The 20,139-nt window shown below is 43.6% G+C and carries 14 protein-coding genes; 5 read left to right on the forward strand and 9 right to left on the reverse strand.

All coding sequences use genetic code 11. The annotated features are described in order from the left end of the window. Nucleotides 1–170: 170 nt before the first annotated feature. Complete coding sequence (locus GGD38_RS15215) at nucleotides 171–1,199, reverse strand: helix-turn-helix transcriptional regulator (RefSeq protein WP_375297099.1); 1,029 nt, start codon at nucleotides 1,197–1,199, stop codon at nucleotides 171–173. A gap of 495 nt (nucleotides 1,200–1,694) precedes the next feature. Here GGD38_RS15215 and GGD38_RS15220 point away from each other — a divergent pair, with 495 nt between their 5' ends. From GGD38_RS15220 to GGD38_RS15240, 5 genes are all read left to right on the forward strand, one after another. After that, nucleotides 1,695–3,923, forward strand: a complete 2,229-nt coding sequence (locus GGD38_RS15220) for a hypothetical protein (protein WP_375297100.1) — start codon at nucleotides 1,695–1,697, stop codon at nucleotides 3,921–3,923. Between the two features lie 457 nt (nucleotides 3,924–4,380). Beyond that, nucleotides 4,381–4,704, forward strand: a complete 324-nt coding sequence (locus tag GGD38_RS15225; RefSeq protein WP_375297101.1) for a S24 family peptidase — start codon at nucleotides 4,381–4,383, stop codon at nucleotides 4,702–4,704. A 1-nt stretch (nucleotide 4,705) separates the two neighbouring features. Next, nucleotides 4,706–5,470 (forward strand): DNA polymerase beta superfamily protein, encoded by a 765-nt coding sequence (locus GGD38_RS15230; protein WP_375297102.1) that lies wholly within the window; start codon nucleotides 4,706–4,708, stop codon nucleotides 5,468–5,470. Next, entirely contained in the window at nucleotides 5,457–6,515 is a 1,059-nt protein-coding gene (locus GGD38_RS15235) for a DNA polymerase beta superfamily protein (RefSeq protein WP_375297103.1), read from the forward strand. Before GGD38_RS15230 ends, GGD38_RS15235 begins: the two co-directional genes overlap by 14 nt. Nucleotides 6,516–6,657: 142 nt before the next feature. Continuing rightward, nucleotides 6,658–7,332, forward strand: a complete 675-nt coding sequence (locus tag GGD38_RS15240) for a TIGR02117 family protein (RefSeq protein WP_375297104.1) — start codon at nucleotides 6,658–6,660, stop codon at nucleotides 7,330–7,332. Nucleotides 7,333–7,373: 41 nt separating this feature from the next. On the opposite strand, the gene GGD38_RS15245 is transcribed toward GGD38_RS15240, so the two are convergent. The 8 genes from GGD38_RS15245 to GGD38_RS15280 form a co-directional block, all read right to left on the reverse strand. Next, the gene (locus GGD38_RS15245) at nucleotides 7,374–8,468 is read right to left on the reverse strand and encodes an SGNH/GDSL hydrolase family protein (RefSeq protein WP_375297105.1); all 1,095 of its coding nucleotides are present in this window, start codon (nucleotides 8,466–8,468) and stop codon (nucleotides 7,374–7,376) included. Between the two features lie 23 nt (nucleotides 8,469–8,491). Next, nucleotides 8,492–9,712: a YdcF family protein gene (locus tag GGD38_RS15250; protein ID WP_375297106.1), complete on the reverse strand. Its 1,221-nt coding sequence runs from the start codon at nucleotides 9,710–9,712 to the stop codon at nucleotides 8,492–8,494. Nucleotides 9,713–9,717: 5 nt separating this feature from the next. Further along, nucleotides 9,718–10,590, reverse strand: a complete 873-nt coding sequence (locus GGD38_RS15255; protein ID WP_375297107.1) for an endonuclease/exonuclease/phosphatase family protein — start codon at nucleotides 10,588–10,590, stop codon at nucleotides 9,718–9,720. A 142-nt stretch (nucleotides 10,591–10,732) separates the two neighbouring features. Then, entirely contained in the window at nucleotides 10,733–12,745 is a 2,013-nt protein-coding gene (locus GGD38_RS15260) for a phosphodiester glycosidase family protein (protein WP_375297108.1), read from the reverse strand. Between the two features lie 27 nt (nucleotides 12,746–12,772). Further along, entirely contained in the window at nucleotides 12,773–14,521 is a 1,749-nt protein-coding gene (locus tag GGD38_RS15265; RefSeq protein ID WP_375297109.1) for a RagB/SusD family nutrient uptake outer membrane protein, read from the reverse strand. 24 nt (nucleotides 14,522–14,545) lie between these two features. Beyond that, nucleotides 14,546–18,079 carry a TonB-dependent receptor gene (locus GGD38_RS15270; RefSeq protein WP_375297110.1) on the reverse strand — a complete coding sequence of 1,178 codons (3,534 nt, stop codon included), beginning with the start codon at nucleotides 18,077–18,079 and terminating at the stop codon, nucleotides 14,546–14,548. A gap of 126 nt (nucleotides 18,080–18,205) precedes the next feature. Further along, nucleotides 18,206–19,420 carry a FecR domain-containing protein gene (locus tag GGD38_RS15275; RefSeq protein WP_375297111.1) on the reverse strand — a complete coding sequence of 405 codons (1,215 nt, stop codon included), beginning with the start codon at nucleotides 19,418–19,420 and terminating at the stop codon, nucleotides 18,206–18,208. Nucleotides 19,421–19,508: 88 nt separating this feature from the next. Beyond that, a complete protein-coding gene (locus GGD38_RS15280) occupies nucleotides 19,509–20,084 on the reverse strand; it encodes an RNA polymerase sigma factor (RefSeq protein WP_375297112.1) in 576 nt (191 codons plus the stop codon). Between the last annotated feature and the right edge of the window lie 55 nt (nucleotides 20,085–20,139).

Raw genomic sequence — 20,139 nt, forward strand, 5'->3', positions numbered from 1 at the left:
AAATGGTCGTTTATTTTCGAGACTCGCGTTACCCGGCAATCGACAATTGTTCCGAAACTCAGGGCAGCTTGTATTTCCCACTCGCCACTAGCTACTTACTACTTGCCTTTTCCTTTATCAACTTTATCACCGCCATCAACTTTTCAACTTCTAGTCAACTTGTTAACTCGTCAACTCCCCGTCAACTTCCCTCCATACAACCCGGCTGCATTACTCAACCTTCTACTCACCTTCATCGCCAACATACGCGGCCCCAGCACCTTCATACATTCGCCAAAGCCAAGGATCTCTCTTTCCAACTCAAAATTCACTACCACGTTTATTTGAATGATGATGCCGTTCTCATCTTCCTTTACCACCTTTTGCGAATGATGTAAGGGTTTGGTAAGCACATACGGCGCATTGTGTTTGTCAATAAACAATACCACCCGCTGCGCTTTTTCATTTTCCGTTTTTGTAACGCCAATAAGATCGTCGAAGTAATGGTCGAAGTCAATTTTCTCTTCTTCAACAAACGGCTCTTTTACCAGCTCCTGAAATTCGATAATACGATCGAGGGCCAGGGTGAATAACATTTTCTTCTTTTTGGCCCGCGCAATCAGGAACCAGCGGTTGCGGTATTCCTTCATCAAATAAGGATAACAGATCAATTGCTGGCTGGCGAGCGCCTTAAATGATTTGTATTCTATCAGCAACGATCGCTTATTTAATATGGCCTGGTAAATAGGATTAATATGCTCAAGCCCCTTTAACAGCCGGTTATTTTCAAACTGTATATAGTTACGCCCTTGGTGCGTAGTGCGGTAAAGGTTATTTTCCAGCCGGGCTATCATATCGCTCATTTCATCGAAGTAGCTGAACTCATTGAACTGCTTCAGCACGCCCACGATCTCCTTCATTTTTTCTACATCGGCTTTGTTTACCGGGGCATTGGTAATACTGTAATCGGGTTCGCTATAGGCATAAAACTTTCTGTCGGTTACAACAATGGGGGCATTATAACCAAGTTTATCACTACGCATTACCTGAATATCCATCTGAATGGTGCGTTTGCTTACGCCGGTGGTAATTCCTTCCAGCTCGTACAAAACATCCGCTACTTTTTCAATAAGGTCATCTAACGACCATTTCCGATACCTGTTACGTAAACAGTCGTCAATGGTTTTATACCGAATCAGGGCCAGTTTATTTATCGACATATACGGTTTTGGTGCAGTAAATATAATATGCCGCTTTTTACTACGCAATAGAACTGCGCAGCCATGCGCTACTTTTTCATTATTTCAATTATTTTCAGCTTTATTCAACTGTTTTTCAAACATTTAAAAACAAAGAAGAAAATAATTTCCTATTGCGCAAATACGCTGCGCAGGCGTATGTGCATATTTGCTATATCAAAAGCAGGTCAAGAATAAGTTACTTCTAACTTTAATAAACTTAATCAATTACCGTTTTTGTGGGGAAGCAGTAGCTCAGTGGTAGAGCAATGAAAAGTTCTAAAATTATTGGCGGTCAATTTAAACATACTTCAACATTTGGATCTGTTTAAAAATTACCCTGGTCAATTAGTACTTACTTCTTATTGATTCATGTGTCGTTGGTTCGAATCCAACCTGCTTCACAAACTTTGGTCAACTGTTGCTTACTTCTATTTGGTTCAGCAGCAAAATTACCAGGTTTTTAAACTTAGTCTTATGAATGCGTTATTAAAAGTGAGCCTTCGTCAAAAGGCCATATTTATTCCCGAAACAGCTATTGTCAACAAATTCAATTCTCTTACAGGGAATACCAGTTTGTTAGTAGCCAATTTAGCCAGCCTGGGGTTTGGTGTTACTGAAAACCTGCTGACGGCATTGAACAATGCCACACCCGGCTATCAACTTGAAGTGCTTGACATGTTGCGCGATGTAACCGGTGTGAACAAGAACTGGACACCCCTGGTAAAAGGCTGGGATGTGCCTACCAACGAAACAGTACTCGATCATATAATTACTTTTTTTGCCAATGTGTTCAAAACAAACGGCACCACCTTACCATGCGGACATATTATCCCCGATAATACGTTCCCATTGAACCGGTATACCGGTTGCCCATACTGTAAAACACCGTTTGAGTTTGGTAAAATTGAACATTACAAACAAGGTAGTGAACAAAAGGTATTGGAGTTATGGCACCGTGAAGATGCTGGTAAATTTTTGAAAGACCTGCTGACCTCCAAAACCGCGTTGGATGCAACGCAAACCGATAGCCTGAAGATCCTGCTGACAGAATTTCCTTTGCCCGATGTAACCATAGGTATAAAGGAAACGTTGATGGCCGTGATAGATGTTTTTGTGATCCAGAACCAGCCCGAAAAAGCACAGCAATTCTTTAGCTCACCAACCGATATCTTACGTTACCTGTGGTACAAACATACCGGGTTTGCGCAGATACTTGAACCAGCCACAATTATCAATCGCAAAGCAAAGAACAACCGGCACCTTATACATAAAGGAAATGGCGCAGCAGAAAAGCTGAAGGAAAAAGCCGCCTTAAAGTTGAAATATATCCGTAAAGATTGTTTAATGGTTGCCACCTGGCTGAACAACCTGCAAACCGATACGGCAAAGATGTGCGAAATGATGCACCCTAAACGGGGTATTTGGGTACGTTTCATCAGAGCATTACGATTGGCTGAATACAGTCAACGTAAAGGTTACGATAAACTGCGCGATCTGTTAGATAAGTTCTATAAAGAAGAATACGAGGTATGGCAGGGTAAGGTTGATCAGTATCGTCTTCGCCATGATGCGGCCACAACTCTTGGCTTGTTGAAACAGCGTCCGGGTTTATTTGCACGCTCTTTGTTTGCCAATATGCTTTGGTTTGGAACCGATGTTACCATCAATGCATTTAGCGAAATAATAGACAAAGTACCGGCCCGCCTGTTGTTTACGCTGAGCATGTATGCCGATAATTATTTCGACCATAACAATCAGCGTGTGGTAAAACCGCTTGGCGGCACCAATAAAAGCATAGCGCCTAACCGCCTGCTGAAATTGTATGGCGTTGAAGACCTCGATGAAATGAAAAAAGCTGTCAAAGGCTTGTGTATAGAAACTGTTAGAAAGCGTTTTGCCAAAGTAAAACCTGAAGGTAAAACCATGTATATAGAACCGATGCTGTACAAGATACCGGTTTCTATTGGCGACCGCGGTACTACGGTGCAGGATATGTCGGCCGCATTAATGGGTACGCGCTTTGCCGTAGAAGGTGATACCGTTCGTTTGTTTATGCAATGGGGTATTGGTTTACCTGCTATGCATTTAGATATGGACCTGAGCTGTCAAATTGCATATGCCGATAAAACAGATGCCTGCTCTTATTACAACCTGGTTACCACTGGTTGTAAACACAGTGGTGATTTTGTGAGCATACCCGATAAAATTGGTACTGCAGAGTATATAGAAATAAATATTCCTGAACTGCAAAAGGCAGGCGCGAAGTATGTTTCTTTCACCTGCAATGCTTTTAGTGCGGGCGCTATTTCAAATACCGTTGTGGTAGGTTGGATGAACAGCAAACACCCAATGCAAATTTCACGTACTACCGGTGTGGCTTACGACCCATCTTGTGTACAACACCAGGTGCGTATTGTAAATAACCTTAGCAAAGGTTTGGTGTTTGGTATACTGGATGTGCAAAAAAGCGAGATCATTTGGTTGGAAATGGAATTCGGCGGAGCGATCGTTGCCAACCTGCAGGGTGGAAATGTGGATTTGTTCCTGAAAAAACTGGAAAGCAAACTAACCATTGGTGAGTTGTTGCAAATAAAGGCCGAAGCCCAAAATCTGCAATTGGTTGAAACTCCACAAGCCGATGAAGTATACACTAAAGAGTGGGCATTGAATACGGCGGCAGTGACGAAGCTATTGATAGACTAGAATAATTTTTGTTTTAAGTAACTGAAGCAGGAAGTAAGATGTAAGAAGTAGGAAAACCCGAAATTCAACCTCTTCTTACTTCATACTTCCTACTTCTTACTTCCAAACTCCCCTGTAGCTTAAAAGGAAAAGCCTGCGGTAAAATTGGGACCGCAGCGTGTGTGGACATTCCCGTAATATCTATGCGAAATTATGGGTAGAGTTTACAGTGCACCGAATACCATTCAGTAAAGTAGGGAAGCGTATTTACAGCCATGCAGCTCAGCGATGAGTATGTGGGTTCGAATCCCACCGGGGGCACTTAGACTCAATATAAATGCGCTGATATTAAAAACAAAGTTTGAGTCACGAAGAACATGAAGTAAGAAATAAGAAGTAGGAGGCAGGAAAATACAGACTCTTCCTACATATTACTTCATTTCCTTAGAATCACATAAGATATTTTTTTTAGAAAGACATGAATAAGTATGAAAGGCTTAAAGCCGATCTCGATGTAGCCGGAAGCGGAAAATTAAAAGCGTTTGGCAGCTCCATGTTGCCGATATTGAAAAACGGAAGTTTGCTAACATTTGTAAAGGCAGATGATTACCATATTGGCGATATTGTATTTTGTAAAGTAAAAGGCAGATACATCGATGCGCATAAAGTAGTGAAGAAAGATGCCAACAAAGGTTTTTTAATAGCCAATAACCATGGCTTCGAAAATGGTTGGACGAAAATAATCTATGGCAAAGTGGTCCTTGGCGAATACCAGGGTAAGATCATTTATAAAAAAGAATAGTATGAAACAGCTGATATTAGATAAGCTGGCGGCAGTTGAAAAAGAACACAACATAAAGATCCTGTTCTCGTGCGAATCGGGTAGCCGGGGTTGGGAGTTTCCAAGCCCCGATAGCGATTTTGATGTACGGTTTATATACGTGCGTCCTTATCGCTACTATCTTTCTGTAATGGAACGCACCGACGATCTCAACTTCGCCATCAGCGGCGATTTAGACATGTATGGCTGGGACATTCGCAAGGTGTTGCAGCTGATGCGCAAATCGAACGTTACCCCTTTTGAGTGGTTGCAATCGCCCATTATTTACCGCCAGGAGCCTGGCTTTAAAGAAGACCTATGGGCGTTGTGCCAGCATTATTTCAGCCGGCGTTCCAATATTCATCACTACCTTGGTATAGCCCAGGGCGCACTGGCCGGCATGACCAATGGCAGCGAAATAACCATCAAAAAACTGTTCTATGTACTAAGGCCCTTACTGGCAGCCAAATGGTGCCTCCAAAAGGAAAGTATAGCACCCATGACCATTGGGCCGCTTATGACGCTTTTGCCGCAACATTTGCAACAACAGGTTAGTGAGTTAATAACCGTTAAGTCAACCGCTGCCGAAGGCTTTATAATAAACATAGATGCCGAATTGAAAACATATATTGACCAGGAGTTCGCCCGCATCGATGAAGCATCGAAACAACTTCCCAAAGAACCTTTCTATGCCGAACGGCTGGATGAATTCTTTGTAAACACCATTACAAAGTATGACCATAAATGATATAAAGGAACAGGGGTTGCTGTTGTTTGAATGCATCAGCGGCAGTAAGGCATATGGATTAAATACGCCCACGTCTGATACAGACATTAAAGGTGTTTACTATTTGCCAAAGGCGCAATTCTACGGACTGGAATATATTCCGCAAATAAGCAATGAAACCAGCGATGAAGTGTATTATGAACTGGGGCGTTTTGTTGAGTTATTAACAAAGAACAATCCCAATATACTCGAGCTGCTGGCATCGCCCGAAGACTGCGTATTGTACCGCCACCCCATTATGAACAGGTTGCATATAAATATGTTCCTGTCGAAGCTTTGCAAAGAAACCTTTGGGGGCTATGCCCTTACCCAAATAAAAAAAGCAAGGGGTTATAAAAAGAAGATCATTAACCCCGTTGATGAAGTAAGAAAATCGGTACTTGATTTTTGTTTTATAATGCAGGGTCATCAGTCGGTTCCGTTAACCGAATGGCTGGCGCAAAACAATTATGTGCAGGAAAGGTGTGGCCTTGTAAACATCACCCATACAAAAGGATTGTATGCCCTGTTCTATGATGAAAATAATGTTCACCGGTACCGCGGTATAATGAGCAGTGAACTGGCCAATGAGGTATCGCTTTCCTCAATACCTAAAGGCGAAAAAGAAGTAGCCTATCTGTTCTTTAACCTGGAACATTATTCTTCTTATTGCAAAGACTATAAGGAGTACTGGGAATGGGTTGAAAAGCGTAATGAGCACCGTTACCTGGGTAATGCAGAACATGGTAAAGGGTACGATGCCAAGAACATGATGCACACCATAAGGCTACTGCAGGTAGCGAAAGAAATTATAGAACAGGGAACATTGAACGTAAAACGGTTAAACCGGCAGGAGTTACTTTCCATTAAAACCGGTGAATACCAATACAACGATCTGCTGGCAATGGCCGATTCACTGATGGCCGACATTGAGGCGGCGTATGAGAACAGCACGCTACCCAATGTCCCCAACAAAGAACAGATTGAGTTGGTATTAGTGCAAATGCGGGAAACACTGTATAAGTAACCCCGTAAAAAGACGGGGCACTCTCGATAACTATGGCCCATTCTGTTAGTTTTAACATTTTTCAGGGCCATAGTTTCTTCACTAAATAGGTTACTTTCATGTGGGTTTAGGAATAAAGAGAAGATCAATAACCTTTCCACACATGAGAAAGATTCTGAAATACACTGGTTACACCATTTTAACCATTGTAAGCCTCGTTCTATTATATCTCGGTTGTGCCTGGGCGCTCTCGCGCCTGTCTGTATCCCCCGAAAAAAATACTGCACACCAGGTAACCATCTATATAAAAAGCAGTCCTGTTCATACCGATCTGCTATTACCTGTTAAAACAACGTTTAAAGACTGGAGCCAAAGCTTTTTATATAAAGACACCCGCACCAGCGATTCCACATTCAATTATTTGGCTTTTGGCTGGGGCGATAAAGGCTTTTACCTTGAAACACCTACCTGGGCCGACCTCAAAGCCAGCACCGCCTTTAAAGCTGCCTTCTGGCTTAGCTCATCTGCCGTTCACACCACTTATTATAAAACACCTAAAGAAGGTAAGAACTGTGTAAAACTTGAGATCTCTTCCGAACAATACCAGCGCCTGATAACCTTTATTGAAAAAAGCCTGCAGTTCAACAGCGCCGGGGCGCCCATTGTTATTGGTAAAGAAAAAGTGTATGGCAACCACGATGCTTTTTATGAAGCCAAAGGCCGCTACAGTTTATTTCATACCTGTAACACATGGGCCAACGATGCATTGAAGGCCTGCGGCCAAAAAGCCTGCTGGTGGACTCCGTTTGCAGATATAATAAAATCGCAGTATCGTTAATAAGTAAGTGTGCCACACCTTGAAAGTGTGGCACAGGTGAGTTACTTCTTTTCGTTCATCGCTTTCTTTATAACCGGCAGTATGGCATCGGCAATACGCATAAAACCAACATCGGTTAAGTGTATGCCATCTATGGTTGCTTCATGATCGTCACCAATAAGTTTTTCACTTTCAATATAAAAGAGATTCTTTACGCCTTCCTGTTTCAACTTCTCATATGCTTTTTTTATCTCTTCGTTTTGTCTTCTTGTATTTTCACCTATTTGTTGATCAAAGAGGCCATTTTGTCTGAACACCGTCTCTACCAATACAATGGGTGTATTTGGCTGATGCTCTCGAATATATTTTATAAAATATTGTGAGCGGTCTCTTATCTGTTCGGGCGAAGGGTTGGGTATACAGTCCAATACATAGCAGTCTGCCTGTACAGTGGCTAAATATGTTGCCAACTCAGGTTCCATTTTTGCACTGCCGCTAAAACCTAAATTAATTACATCGTAACCGGTGCGGCGTTGCAGTATGGCGGGGTAGGCCATACCAGGCCGGCTGGCCGAAGCACCTTGTACTACACTGGATCCATACACTACAATACGTTTTGATTTATTAATGCCTGGCTGTGCGGGTTTGTTAATGGTTGCATTTGTGTGTACGCCAATTTGCACATCGCCAATGCCATTATACAACGGCAGGTACATCATAAACTGTTTCCTACTGCCATCCATATTCTGAACAATCAGTTGGTCCTGCTCAGTTCCTTTGGCCGGCTTGCCTGTGCTTACAAATTGCCACTTGCCATCTTTTAAACAATACAGGTCGAGACCGCTGTGTGCAATGGGTGTCATGTTGTGCATGTACACTTCGGCCGGCAACTTCCATTTTGCACGAATAACGCTTGAATTTGCTTCGAATAACACGGCAATGCCGGCACTGTGTTTGGTCAGTCTTTTAACATTGGGGGGAAAGCCAATGGCATCAACACTATCAACACGCCAATAAATTGAATCGGTGTTCTTTGCCTTGCCGGTCATTAACAAGGTGCCGGCATCAACATACCTGATCGTGTCCTGTGAAAAAGATAACTGTAATACCATCAGCAGCGAAACAGAAAGCAAAAGTTTAGGTAAAGGGGTTTTCATGTGTCTATATTTAAAGGATTGTATTAGGGATCGAGCGGGTCAAGTGAATTGGCCTGCCGTGAATTATCCGATGGCAGATACTCCGTTTCTGTTGCACTTAGTTTTGTTATTGAACTAAAAGGCGTGTAGCCGAGCTCTTTCACCACTTTATCTTTCATACTGCCATTGATATAAGTATTCTGCGAAGCGTCGGTAACGATCAACACAGGTTTATTAAATGGCATTTTGAAAAGGAAAAGGAGGCGATTGGCATTTCGAAGGTTGGTAGTGGTATGGCGTGCGTGTGGTTCTATAATAATGGCCGAAGCGGGAAGGTGCAGTACTTCTACCATGTACTTTTTCATTTCAATGGCTTCGCAATAAGGTGTTTTATTTGGATGAACATGTCCGCCGGAAACTATCACAAAGGGCGCCTTACCTTCAAGGTACCGAACTGCTGCACTGTCGCACCGTTTGGCGCCATTGGGATCGAGCTTTACATCTGGCTGTTCTGGCCCAAGCCCCGGAACAAGAATGGCACTGTACGGATAATTCTTCCACTTTATTTTTTGAACTCTGTTAAACGCTGCGGCATTTTCACCAGCGGTCAACGGCAGATAGCGGGCAGCTTCATCGCGGTCGTTCAACTTCAATGCTTCCACTGCAAACAGTAACGACATACTAAAAAAAGCGCCCGATTTATTCTTCATTACCTTTTGTACACTGGCGGCTACCTTATCGCGAAAACCGGCATCTGCTTTATCAAAACTAATAGAGTCGATCTTTGGATACAAAGGCTTCTTTCCTGCTATATAGGTGTTAAGCACATAAGCAATACCGCGGGCATCGGTTTCCCAGGCCTTGCGAACAAAAGCGGTATCGGGTTCTTTCATAAACAATGGATACAATCCGCTTTGTTTTAGTTTGCGTACCCGCTCCTTAACAGAACCCGGTGTCGTTACCAAATGCACCAGGTCGTTGCCAATAGCTGCAATTTCGGAATCGGTATATTGTAAAGCAGTGCTGTAACAGCTGGCCGTTTTACAATCCTTCATATTCTCTACATCGCGCATGATGCGGTAATAACTTTCAACAAAACTGTTTGGCTGTACGGCTGATCGCTGCAGTGGAACTTCAATCATGTACAAAAAAGGAAAATTCTTTAGCTGCAGGTATTTGTCTTTTTCGGTTTGAGCCATTATAGTGGCCGTAAACGTAAGTAGCACAAAACTGCAGCTAAAGAATTTTAAAACCTGGTATTTCATTTTTTTCATTTCAGATCAAGCAAAACCGGATAGTGGTCTGAGTAATTGTTGGTAAAGTCATCGACGATCACCCTTGTACTTGCAATCTTTTTTACAAGGTCCTTACTCACAAAAATAAAATCAATGCGCGATGTTACATCAGTACCTGTCTTTGGTTCGAACCGTTTGGGATGAACCGTTTTTACAAATTCCGGTGTCGTTTTCTTTAAGGCATCGGTAAACCCATTCGCCAGCACTTTTTCAATAACCGTATAATCGAGTTTATTATCGGCCAGTTTCTTTATGGGTGCGTATTTCTTTTCGTATTTCAGGTAATTCTCCACCATGCGGCCATCGCTGTAATTGGCTGAGTCGGCCGGCGAAAGCGTATTGAAATCGCCCATGATCAACCAGTTTTGCTTTGCGGATTGTGCATTAATGTGCGCCATCAACAGATCAACCTCCTGGCGCCGTTTGCGATAATCGAATGGTGTAAAATGCAATGATACTACATAAAAATCTTTTATGCGAGCGATTATAAAACCGCGGTCCATATTATCACTTACCTTTTGCACATTTACGATAGGGTATTTACTGGTAATGGCCACCGGAAACTTCTCACCCTCAATCAATAGCACAGTATAAGGATGCCCGTATGATTCGGCCAGCTTTTCAAGCGAAGCCTGAGTGAAACCAGTTACTTCCTGTAAGGCCAGCACATCGGGGTCCATTTGTTTTACCCACTGAACAAAAACAGGTTTGCCCGCCGCAGTATCGAGCTTCATACCTTCCAATATATTGTAGGTTATTACACGCAATTGATTGTTTTGCGAAAAAGCGGGGGAAGCCAAAATAGAAAGGAACAGGTAAACAAGAATATGTTTCAAGAGATTCATCATTTGCTTATTAATGTCAGTGGTGAATGGTCAGTGGTGAGTGGGTGCCTGAATTTTTTGGCATGCTGAACAATCGCAATGGTCGCGAATTATCAGCCGTTTTGTTATTCGGAGAGCCACTCACAACTCACCATTCACAACTCACTTATTTTATCACAACTTTAAACGATTCATTTACTGCCGTTGAATTTACATATAGAATATACACCCCTTTGGGCAAATGACCCAGATCGATCTTTTGCGTGCCGCCGGAATATTTTCTTTCCGACAACTTCTTTCCGTACGTATCCAGCACTTTCACGCTGAAATCGTTCACAGGTTCTTGTTTAAAATCAATGGTGAAAATACCCGTGCCCGGGTTAGGATATACTATAATCTTATTTTCATTTCGCTGTATCATCTCAGTTGCAGCAGCCGACGCCGCTTTTTCAGGTTCACCCATCATACGGGCGCCTGTTGTTTCGGTACCATTGGGATCAACCATTATATCATCGAAAAAAATAAACCAGGTATTGGCGGTATTTGGTTGTGTAAATTCAATGGAGTTCAACCTGATGCCATTGCTATTGAGTACCCCGTTACCGGTATCGTAAGTAGTACCATTGAAGTTGGTAAGGTTCCAAACATATTTATGCCATTGCCCGTCATTGATCACGTTAAGCTGCGGCGACAACTCAATACCATCGCTATCATTAAGCCAAAGCCGAACTTTTGCATTGGTGTTGGCCGTTTCCGTACGCATATAAAAACTAATTGTACCATGGTTGTCGAAGTAGCGGTTTTTACTGTTTTCGCCGTCACCCGATAAAATGCGCGCCTTCCAGGCGGTGGTCACGGCCGTATTATCGTATAGCTTTACAATGAGTGAGCGGTAACCGCTGTGACAGGTTTTTGCAGTATCAACCACAGAAGTAGTACTTACACCTACGGTTGTTGAACTGTAGTTTGGATTGCGATTAAAATGCCCTACGCCATTTTCAAAATCATCGAGGGTAATACTTGAAAGATAGGCCAGCAAACAACTGGCAATTTTCCTTGCTCCGCCGGCATCTGATGGAAGATTCTTCAACATATCACTACCCATCATGGTAGATGAGCCGCCGCCATCGAAATTCAAGGCCTGGTAACTACCAGAGAATATCATAAAGTCTGCCAATTGCGGCAGGGTCATGCCCTCACTTATACCAGGCCGGCGGCCATCAACTACTACAAAATAGATCTTGTTTTTCGCCTGATTATAACCAATAGCGGTTCTGGGCGCCATGCTATCTGGTATCGGTCCGTTTTCGTCGGCCCTACTTATGGCAACGTAATTAACGCCATCATTCACCAGTTTCAACCAACCGCCGGAGAGTTGCTTAATGTTAGTGATGCCGGTTGAGTTATCAATTACCTGCAGGTTCAGCGAGATCACATCATTGACGTTGAGGTTATTGAGAAATGTTTGTGCGGTGCCCAATCCATACAACACGGCCTGCCCCGAATCGAAGGCCATATTACCGGTAGTTGATTTGGCCAGCACTTTACAGGAAATAGTTGCATTGGCCTTCCAGTCGCCAATGCCATTTACCGGCACTATTTTAATTTCAGTACCGCCAGGTTTAGTGTGGGTACTGTCACCTTTAAAACGATTGTACATCACCAGTTGATCGGTACCACCATAGCGGTTAATGTGATCGATGGAACGGGTTGTTGCGCCGGCCGTAACGCTATAGGCCCCATTGAGCTTGGTAATGAACGGTGATCTGCTTTCCGTTATTCCGAATACCGTTCTGTTCAGCATGGTATCATACAATATCTCTCCATCGCCGATCATCATATGCCGGGTGTTCTTTATCGTAAGGTTACTGGTAAAGAAATCTGAATTGATGGCTGCCGTTACATCGTGCGCGCGAAAATTATCATGGGCTTTATACATTACCGGCACTGTTTCCTCTGCTCCATTGATGGTATCGCCGGCTTTTACCGCCTGCAGGTTTACCGTTGATTCTGTAAGGTCTATTTCCATTAGATGGATTCGCCGTATGGGCGAAGTTGTTTTATAGTGCTTGTACACCACACCCGGCGACATACGGCGGGTACTATCGAGCGTATACTGCGACATGGCAGAGGTACACACTATTGAGCATAGGATGCCCAATGAGATCATTTTTCTCATAGTAACAAGTATTATATGGTTAAGGAATTAGTTCGTCCAGTAAGGGTTTTGGTCCAGGTTTGGGTTAAGCGTCAGGTCTTCAATGGGCAGGGGGTAATAGTAATCTTTGAGCTCATTAAAGGTGCGCGGGGTATTTGACAAGGGGTTGAAGTTGCCCGATGTACCATTGGTCAATTTCTTTTGATTTACATTAATGATGCTGGGAGTGCCGGCAGGTGCGCCGGAAGCATTGCCTGTATGTAAATACACATCGGCCTTGCCATCGTTATTGAAATCAAAAGCGCCCAGGCCCGGGAAGTACATACCCACCATTGGTTTTTCTAATTTCTTTCCTTCTTTCCAGCGCATAAGATCGTCCCAGCGCAAACCTTCATTAAACATTTCTATCCGCCGCTCTCTTCTTATCTCCAGCAACACACCTTTGTTAACACCTGTAGTAACATTGGGATACAGATCGGCAAGAAAGGGATCGGGATTGCTGTTTGCAACAGCCAGGTTTAATGCAGGCATTCCGGCCCTTGTTCTTAATACATTTATTGATTTATCCAGATCGGCCTGGGTAAGTGTTCCAAGTTCGCCTTTTGCTTCGGCCAGCACCAGCAATGCTTCGGCATAGCGGAAAATAATGATGTCGTTATATGAATTTAGCGAACCCCACTGGTCGCGGGTGGCCAGTGCTTTTATAACGCGGTAACCGGTTGTGGTAATGTTAAGGTTTACCGGTTCGCGGGTTGTTTCTTTATACGCTGTAAAATCAGGACCGGGTGTAGTTTGCGTTAACCGCGGATCGCGGTTCTGCATTTCGTCATAAAAACCTTTGGTTTTATAATCAGGTAAATCAGTGAAGCGGCTTCCATCTTTCATTAGGTAGCTATCGATCATATCTTTCGGAATGCCGTATACGCCGGCTGTAGGCGCCACCATTAAATAGCTCAATCCATGACGGCCGAATGTTGGGTTGTAATCTCTTGCCAGTATGGTTTCTGTGGCATCCTGATCATTGCGGGCAAACAATTCGCGGTACGATGCATTTACCCCACCGGTAGTAAGCAATTTATAAGCACCGCTGTTTATAAGTTCATTAGCTGCGGCAGCGGCCTCCGTTAAAAATTTTTCATGATCGCCCAGCGCATGGTATTTTCTAAATGTGCCTTCAAACAAACAAATGCGGGCTTTTAATAACAGGGCAGTGTATTTAGTGACCTGGTTCAGCTGAATTTCTTTGGGAATGTTTGCCACTGCATAATTTATATCGGCCAATACAGAATCCATTACCAGCTTGCGCGAATCGCGGGCTTTATACAGATCGGGATCATTTGCCGCCAGTACTTTATTATAAAAGGGCACATCGCCAAAGGTCTTTACTTTATCATAATAGAAGTAAGCTCTAAAAAAGCGGGCAATGCCGCCGTACTTCAGTTTGGCCGCATTGTCGGGGCATTTTTCATAATGCTCCAGAAAATAATTTATGCGGCGCAGGTCGGCCCATTGCCAGTTGGTGCCCGTATTGGAAGCAGGAACAATACGGGCCCCTTTTACGCGATCGCCTACTATAAGCGGTATCATATTGTCGCTGTACTGATCGTCGGTATATACGGTTGTTGTGGGCAGCATATCATAGAATCCGTTGGTATATACCTGTAAATCGGTTGCCGTATTGAAGAACTTATCGGCATCGATGCTGTCTTTAGAGGTTTTATCGAGCAGGTCGCTTTTATTACAGCTGCTTATATAAAGTACGGTTATTATTGCCGGTAAAATTGCTAGCCTTTTCATTACAATTTCTTTTGAGATCATGAATTAGAGAGTAAGGTTGATGCCTGCTGAAAATATTTTCCCAATAGGATAGTCTTCAGCCCTTCCGCGAACAACTGCCGAACCGGGGCTTGAATAATTAACACCGGCCCCGGCCATTTCAGGATCGAGATAACGGGTGAGGCCGCCAAAGCTCCAGGTCAGAATATTCTCACCACTTATGTATACACGTAATTTTTGTATCTGCGCCCGCTTTGTTAACCGGTCGGGAAGTGTGTAGCCAATAGTTAAATTCTTAACTCTTAAATAACCCACATTGGTGAGATAGTTATCATTGGTTTCGCCCAGCGAACGAAGCCCACTGGTATTCAGCGCTGCATAGCCGCGTTGTATTTGCGGGTAGCGGCCGGGTTTTTCCGGCGTCCATGCATTGGCCACCAGGTCTTTTCTTATAAATGATAAATAAGGCCGCTCATACGTTCCCCAATAGATATCGCCCGAAGGGTACCAGTCTTGTTTGGTTACTCCAGCGCCTGCAATCGAAAGGTCAATATTTTTCCAGTCGGCGTTGATGGTAAACCCAAACGGATATTGCGGCATGGCATTACCAATAGCAGCCCAGTCACCATGATCTTCCAATGTGCTCTTTCCTTTGTTAATGGCGCCGTCCTCATTAACGTCGAGGTATTTTAAATCACCAGCGCGTAAATGTTTCCACTCGGTATTTTGTACAATGTTCAATTCGTAGTTATATACCTGGCCCAGGTTAACGCCCGGCGCCCGGCCGCCGGCATTGAAGCTGTTCTCGTATTCAAGCGCTTCTTTATCGGTTTTGAACTGGCCATCGGTTTTGTAACCGTAAATGGTGCCCAGCTTCTGACCTTCCCAATAAGTTGTCATTAAGCCATTGGGGTTAGGATACTTTGTAATTACACCCACAAAATTGTATACGCTGGCGGTTGCTCTAAAACGTAATGGACTGCCCATTACCAAAAAGCTGTTATTGTACCCAAGGCTTAATTCAAAACCGCGGTTACGTAAACTGCCAATATTTTCTTTTGGTTCTGCTGCACCAAATACCGATGGCAATTTTTCACCCGGCAGGTACATGTCTTCTACATTCTTTTCAAAATAATCGAACGATGCTGTGAAGCGGTCGTTAAAGAAACCCAGGTCGGCGCCGAAGTTTGCGGTGCGTGTATTCTCCCAACTCACCACCTTTGGCAAGGGTGGTGGCGCCCCTACATAATTCGCCTTTGCATTATTGATCAGCCAGCTTGTTTGTCCGGTTGCCAGCAATTGTAAAAAGGTATTATATGCAATGTTCTGGTTACCCAATTTACCATATGATGCCCTGAGTTTGAAAGAACTCATTACATCCTTCACCGGTTCAAAGAATTTTTCGCGGCTAACATACCAGCCTGCAGAAACGGAAGGGAAGAAACCCCAGCGGCTATTTGCCGGGAACCTCGAAGATCCGTCGTACCGGGCATTCACTTCAAGCAAATAGCGGTTCTTATAATCATAATTAAACCTGCCAAAATAACCCTGCACACCCCAAGTATAGCCTTCACCGGTAGCCCTTAGTATTTCAGTACCTAAATTAAGGCTCGACAAATTGTTAGCCAGCAAACCACCTTGTTCTGCCGTTACCTGGTCGCTGTTCGCTTCTTCCTGGTTAAACCCAACAAGCAACTTAAAATTGTGCTTTTGCTGTAAGCTCTTTGTATAGGTACCGTAAATATTCAATGCATTGTAATTGCTGCGGTCGCGTTCTTCGGTAAGCCTGTTAACGCCGCCTGTTTGCAGTTGCACTTTATCGCCACCCAAAAAAGAGAACTGGTTCAACCGGGTAGTGCGGGCCAAATGATTTATGGTATTGCTGTAATCAATATTTATCTGCAGGTCTTTAAATGGTGTTATTTTTCCGCTGATCGTATTTACCAGTTGTTCGCGATGTGTTTTTATATAATTCGATTTATCGCGTAAGGCTGCCTGTGCGCCGTTGGCGAAGAAGTCGAACGGCGTGCCGTCGATTTCGGTTGGGTAAAAAGGGAAAAGAAAATACCAGGTGGTGTTGCTCCATAAGCCGCCGTAGCCCGATTTGGCGCCGGCAAACTCCAACTGATCATCAGAACTCAGCTGGGTGTTATTACTGATCTCGATCCAGTTGTTTACTTTGAACTTCAGATTTCCTTTAATATTGTACTTCTTCAGGTCGGCATCATTTACATTCTGTATGCTTTGCGTTTCGTATTTGCGGGCAGAAAGATATCCCTGCAATTTTTCGTTACCACCCGAAAGCGAAAGGTTGTGGCTTGAAGAATATTGCCATTTGCGAAACAGGTAATCGTACCAGTTGGTATTGTAAAAGAATTTATAACTGCCGTTGGGTTGCAGCTCCCTGAAAGGCTCACGTTCGCCGGCAAGCACCTGTTGCAGTTTTTCATAATCTGCATCGTTGTAACCTGTATAAGTGGTACCATTATAGCCATACAAAGCGGCGTCAACCGTTTTACCATATTCGTATGGGTTTGAAATAAAATCGGTACGGTTGGTTGGGCGGGCCATACCAAAGTTGTTGGTATAGTTGATCTGCACCTTACCTTCCTTCCCTTTTTTGGTGGTAATAAGTATTACGCCAAATGCCCCCCGGGCGCCATAGATGGCGGCAGAAGCTGCATCTTTTAGCACCGTCACATTTTCTACATCCATGGGGTTAAGGCGATCGATGCTACCTTCTATACCGTCGATCAGTATCAGAGGCGAACCGCCATTGAGGGAGTTGAACCCCCGTACATTGATCTCGGGTGTTTCGCCCGGGTTACCATTGTTCGATTGTATATTCAAACCCGGCAGCAAACCCTGCAACGAATTCACCACGTTTGATGTGGGTCGTTGATTGATGGCCTCGCCACCCACCTGTGAAATGGCGCCGGTGAGGTTGACCTTTTTTGTAGTGCCATAACCTACAATTACCACCTCGCTCATGTTCTGCATTAACTCATTAAGCGAAACTGCAAAGGAAGCGCTGGAAGCCGCCAGCTCTTTGGTAACATAACCGGTGTATGAAATGATCACCACATCTTTTTCGTCAACATTCAACAACTCAAATTCGCCGTTATCATTGGTTAATGTTGTGCGATTTGAATTGCGCGTTCTTACCGTAGCGCCGGCCAGTGGTGCGCCTTTGCTATCAGTTACTTTTCCTTTGATATTTACAGGCGGGGCTTCTTTTGGTTTTTCTTCCGGCTTTTTAACTGCCTCTTTTATAATGATGCCTTTATTATTTATTTCAAAAGAAAGATTGGAACCCGATAAACAGGCGCTTAATACAGATGATACATCTGCATTCGTTAAACTAACCGAAACGTTCCCTATTTTTTTAACGGCTTTTACATTGTACACAAAGTCGAGCCCGCTTTGTTTTCTAATTTCTTTGAAAATATCTGTAAGGGGTTTGTTGCGCTCATTGATGGTTACTTTCTGTGCGAATGCGGTTGTACTTACCTGCAACAGAAGAATGATCCAAACCATCCCGGCCAGCAATTTGCGTGGGGGCACTGTATAAAATACCATATACGTTCAGTTGGTTGTAATTTATAAATGGAGTGTACCTGGTTTTATTTTTTGAAAAGTGAATAGTTATCCGGGCAGTGTGTTTACACCGCCGGCCCACATTCAACAGGGAGGTTTAATTTAATTTCACTTAGTGATGATGACTTTCTTTCCTTTACCCGAACTATCTCCCGGAATTATTTTGAAATGAATGGTACCGGTAGATTCAAACATTTTTAGTGCTTCTGATATATTCCTGTATTTGGAGATCATACCCCCAAATTCTTCTTCGCCAATATTACCCTGGTATTCGGGGGTGAAATCGTACCAGCGCGCCAGTTTGCGCATGATGCTTTTTATGTCTTCGTCAACGAAAATAAACAACCCGTTCTTCCAGGCAACGGCCTCTTCTACATCTACCTCTTTTACTTTTAGTTTATTCTCATTGCCCAGCATAGCCTGTTGGCCTGGTTTTATTTTTATGCCTTCTAGCGAATTTGAAACTTTTACCGAGCCTTCTAATAAAGTAACCGCCTGTGTGGCTTCATTATTATAAGCATTCACGTTAAAGTGCGTGCCCAGTACTTCTACAGTTGAGGTATTGAAATGTACTTTGAAGGGCCGGGCTTTATCTTTTGCAATTTCAAAGTAGGCTTCGCCGCTTAATTCCACATCTCTTGTATTGCCTGAAAAATTAACCGGAAATTTTATTCGTGATGCGCTGTTGAGCCATACCTTACTACCGTCTGATAATACCAGTTCATATTCGCCGCCATTTGGAATTTCTAATATATTATATACCACCCCGGCGGGTATATTATTTGCGCTACCAGTTTCGTAAATGATCTGTCCGTTCGCATCTTTTCTAACACTTGCATTGCCCTGCGTGCTCAGCACACCTGCGCCGGTTGAATCGAGCACTATTTGTTTATTATCGGCCAGTATGAGCACAGCTTTGTTCTTCTTACCCGGCAACAGATCTGGATTTGCGTTTTCTGTTTGCACTACCGGCTGCGCTTCTTTTTGTGCAGCTGGTTTAAACACCCAATAGCCGGCTATTAATAATACACAGGCTGCTGCGGCAACACCCGCCCATTTCCACACAGGCAGCATTCGTACGCTACGTTTTTGTTCCCGGGCCCCAATCTTCGTCTGCACCGAGCTATATATGGCTTCGCTGTTCGCTTCTGTAAAGAACGGTTCATTACTGCCCTGGCTTTCCATTACGTCCCTAAAGAACTTGCGGGCAATGGCTGCATGTTCATTTTGCGAAAGCAGGGCCAATAGCTCTTCGTGCTCAGCATCGCTGATGGTTTTATTATGAAAGCGTTCAATAAGCGAATTCAGCCTTGCATTAGCCATGGTGTAAAAATTCTTGTAGTGCCGGCACTACCCGTTTATAATTAAAGACACAGGATGGTGAAAAAGGGAGATATGGAAAAGAAAAAAATTAAAAAAATCTGGAAGAAATTATAATGAGCCCGGTAAAAGGGCCTGCCTTTATGAGTTTCACAATCGTTTGCATAGCCCACTGCTGGTATTTTTTTACAGAGTTAACAGAGAGGTCGAGTTCATAGGCAACATCGGCATTTTTAAGCCCCTGCTGTCTTAACAGGTATACTTTTCTTTGTTGCTGGGGCAATTGATCTACGGCACTGTCTAACAAGGCATAACGCGTATCTTCAGCAACTGTTCCTGCTTCTTCTGCCTGTTCATAATGCTGTGCCAGCTGTTGTTGTTTTTCTTTTTCCTGCACCTGTTTTCTGATGGTGTTGAGGGTGTGGTTGCGGGTAATAATAAACAGGTAAGCACTGAAGTTTTTTATGGCGGGTAATGCTGCGCGGTTCTCCCACAGCTTTACAAAAACATCCTGAATGATCTCTTCGGTAAGTTCTTTTGAGCGGGTGACGGAAAAAACAAAACGGCCCAATTGCTGGTGATACTCATAGAATAAGCTATTGAATGCGCGTTCATCATCGTGCGCAATAGCCAGTAGCATATCATTATCTTTCAGGGGATGTAACACCGGTAACAATTAGTTGGTCGAATTCGAATTTATGATTATTTCACAAATTTCCGAA

It is taken from the genome of Niastella sp. OAS944 (assembly GCA_024809215.1).
In the GTDB taxonomy this organism is placed as follows: Bacteria; Bacteroidota; Bacteroidia; order Chitinophagales; family Chitinophagaceae; genus Niastella.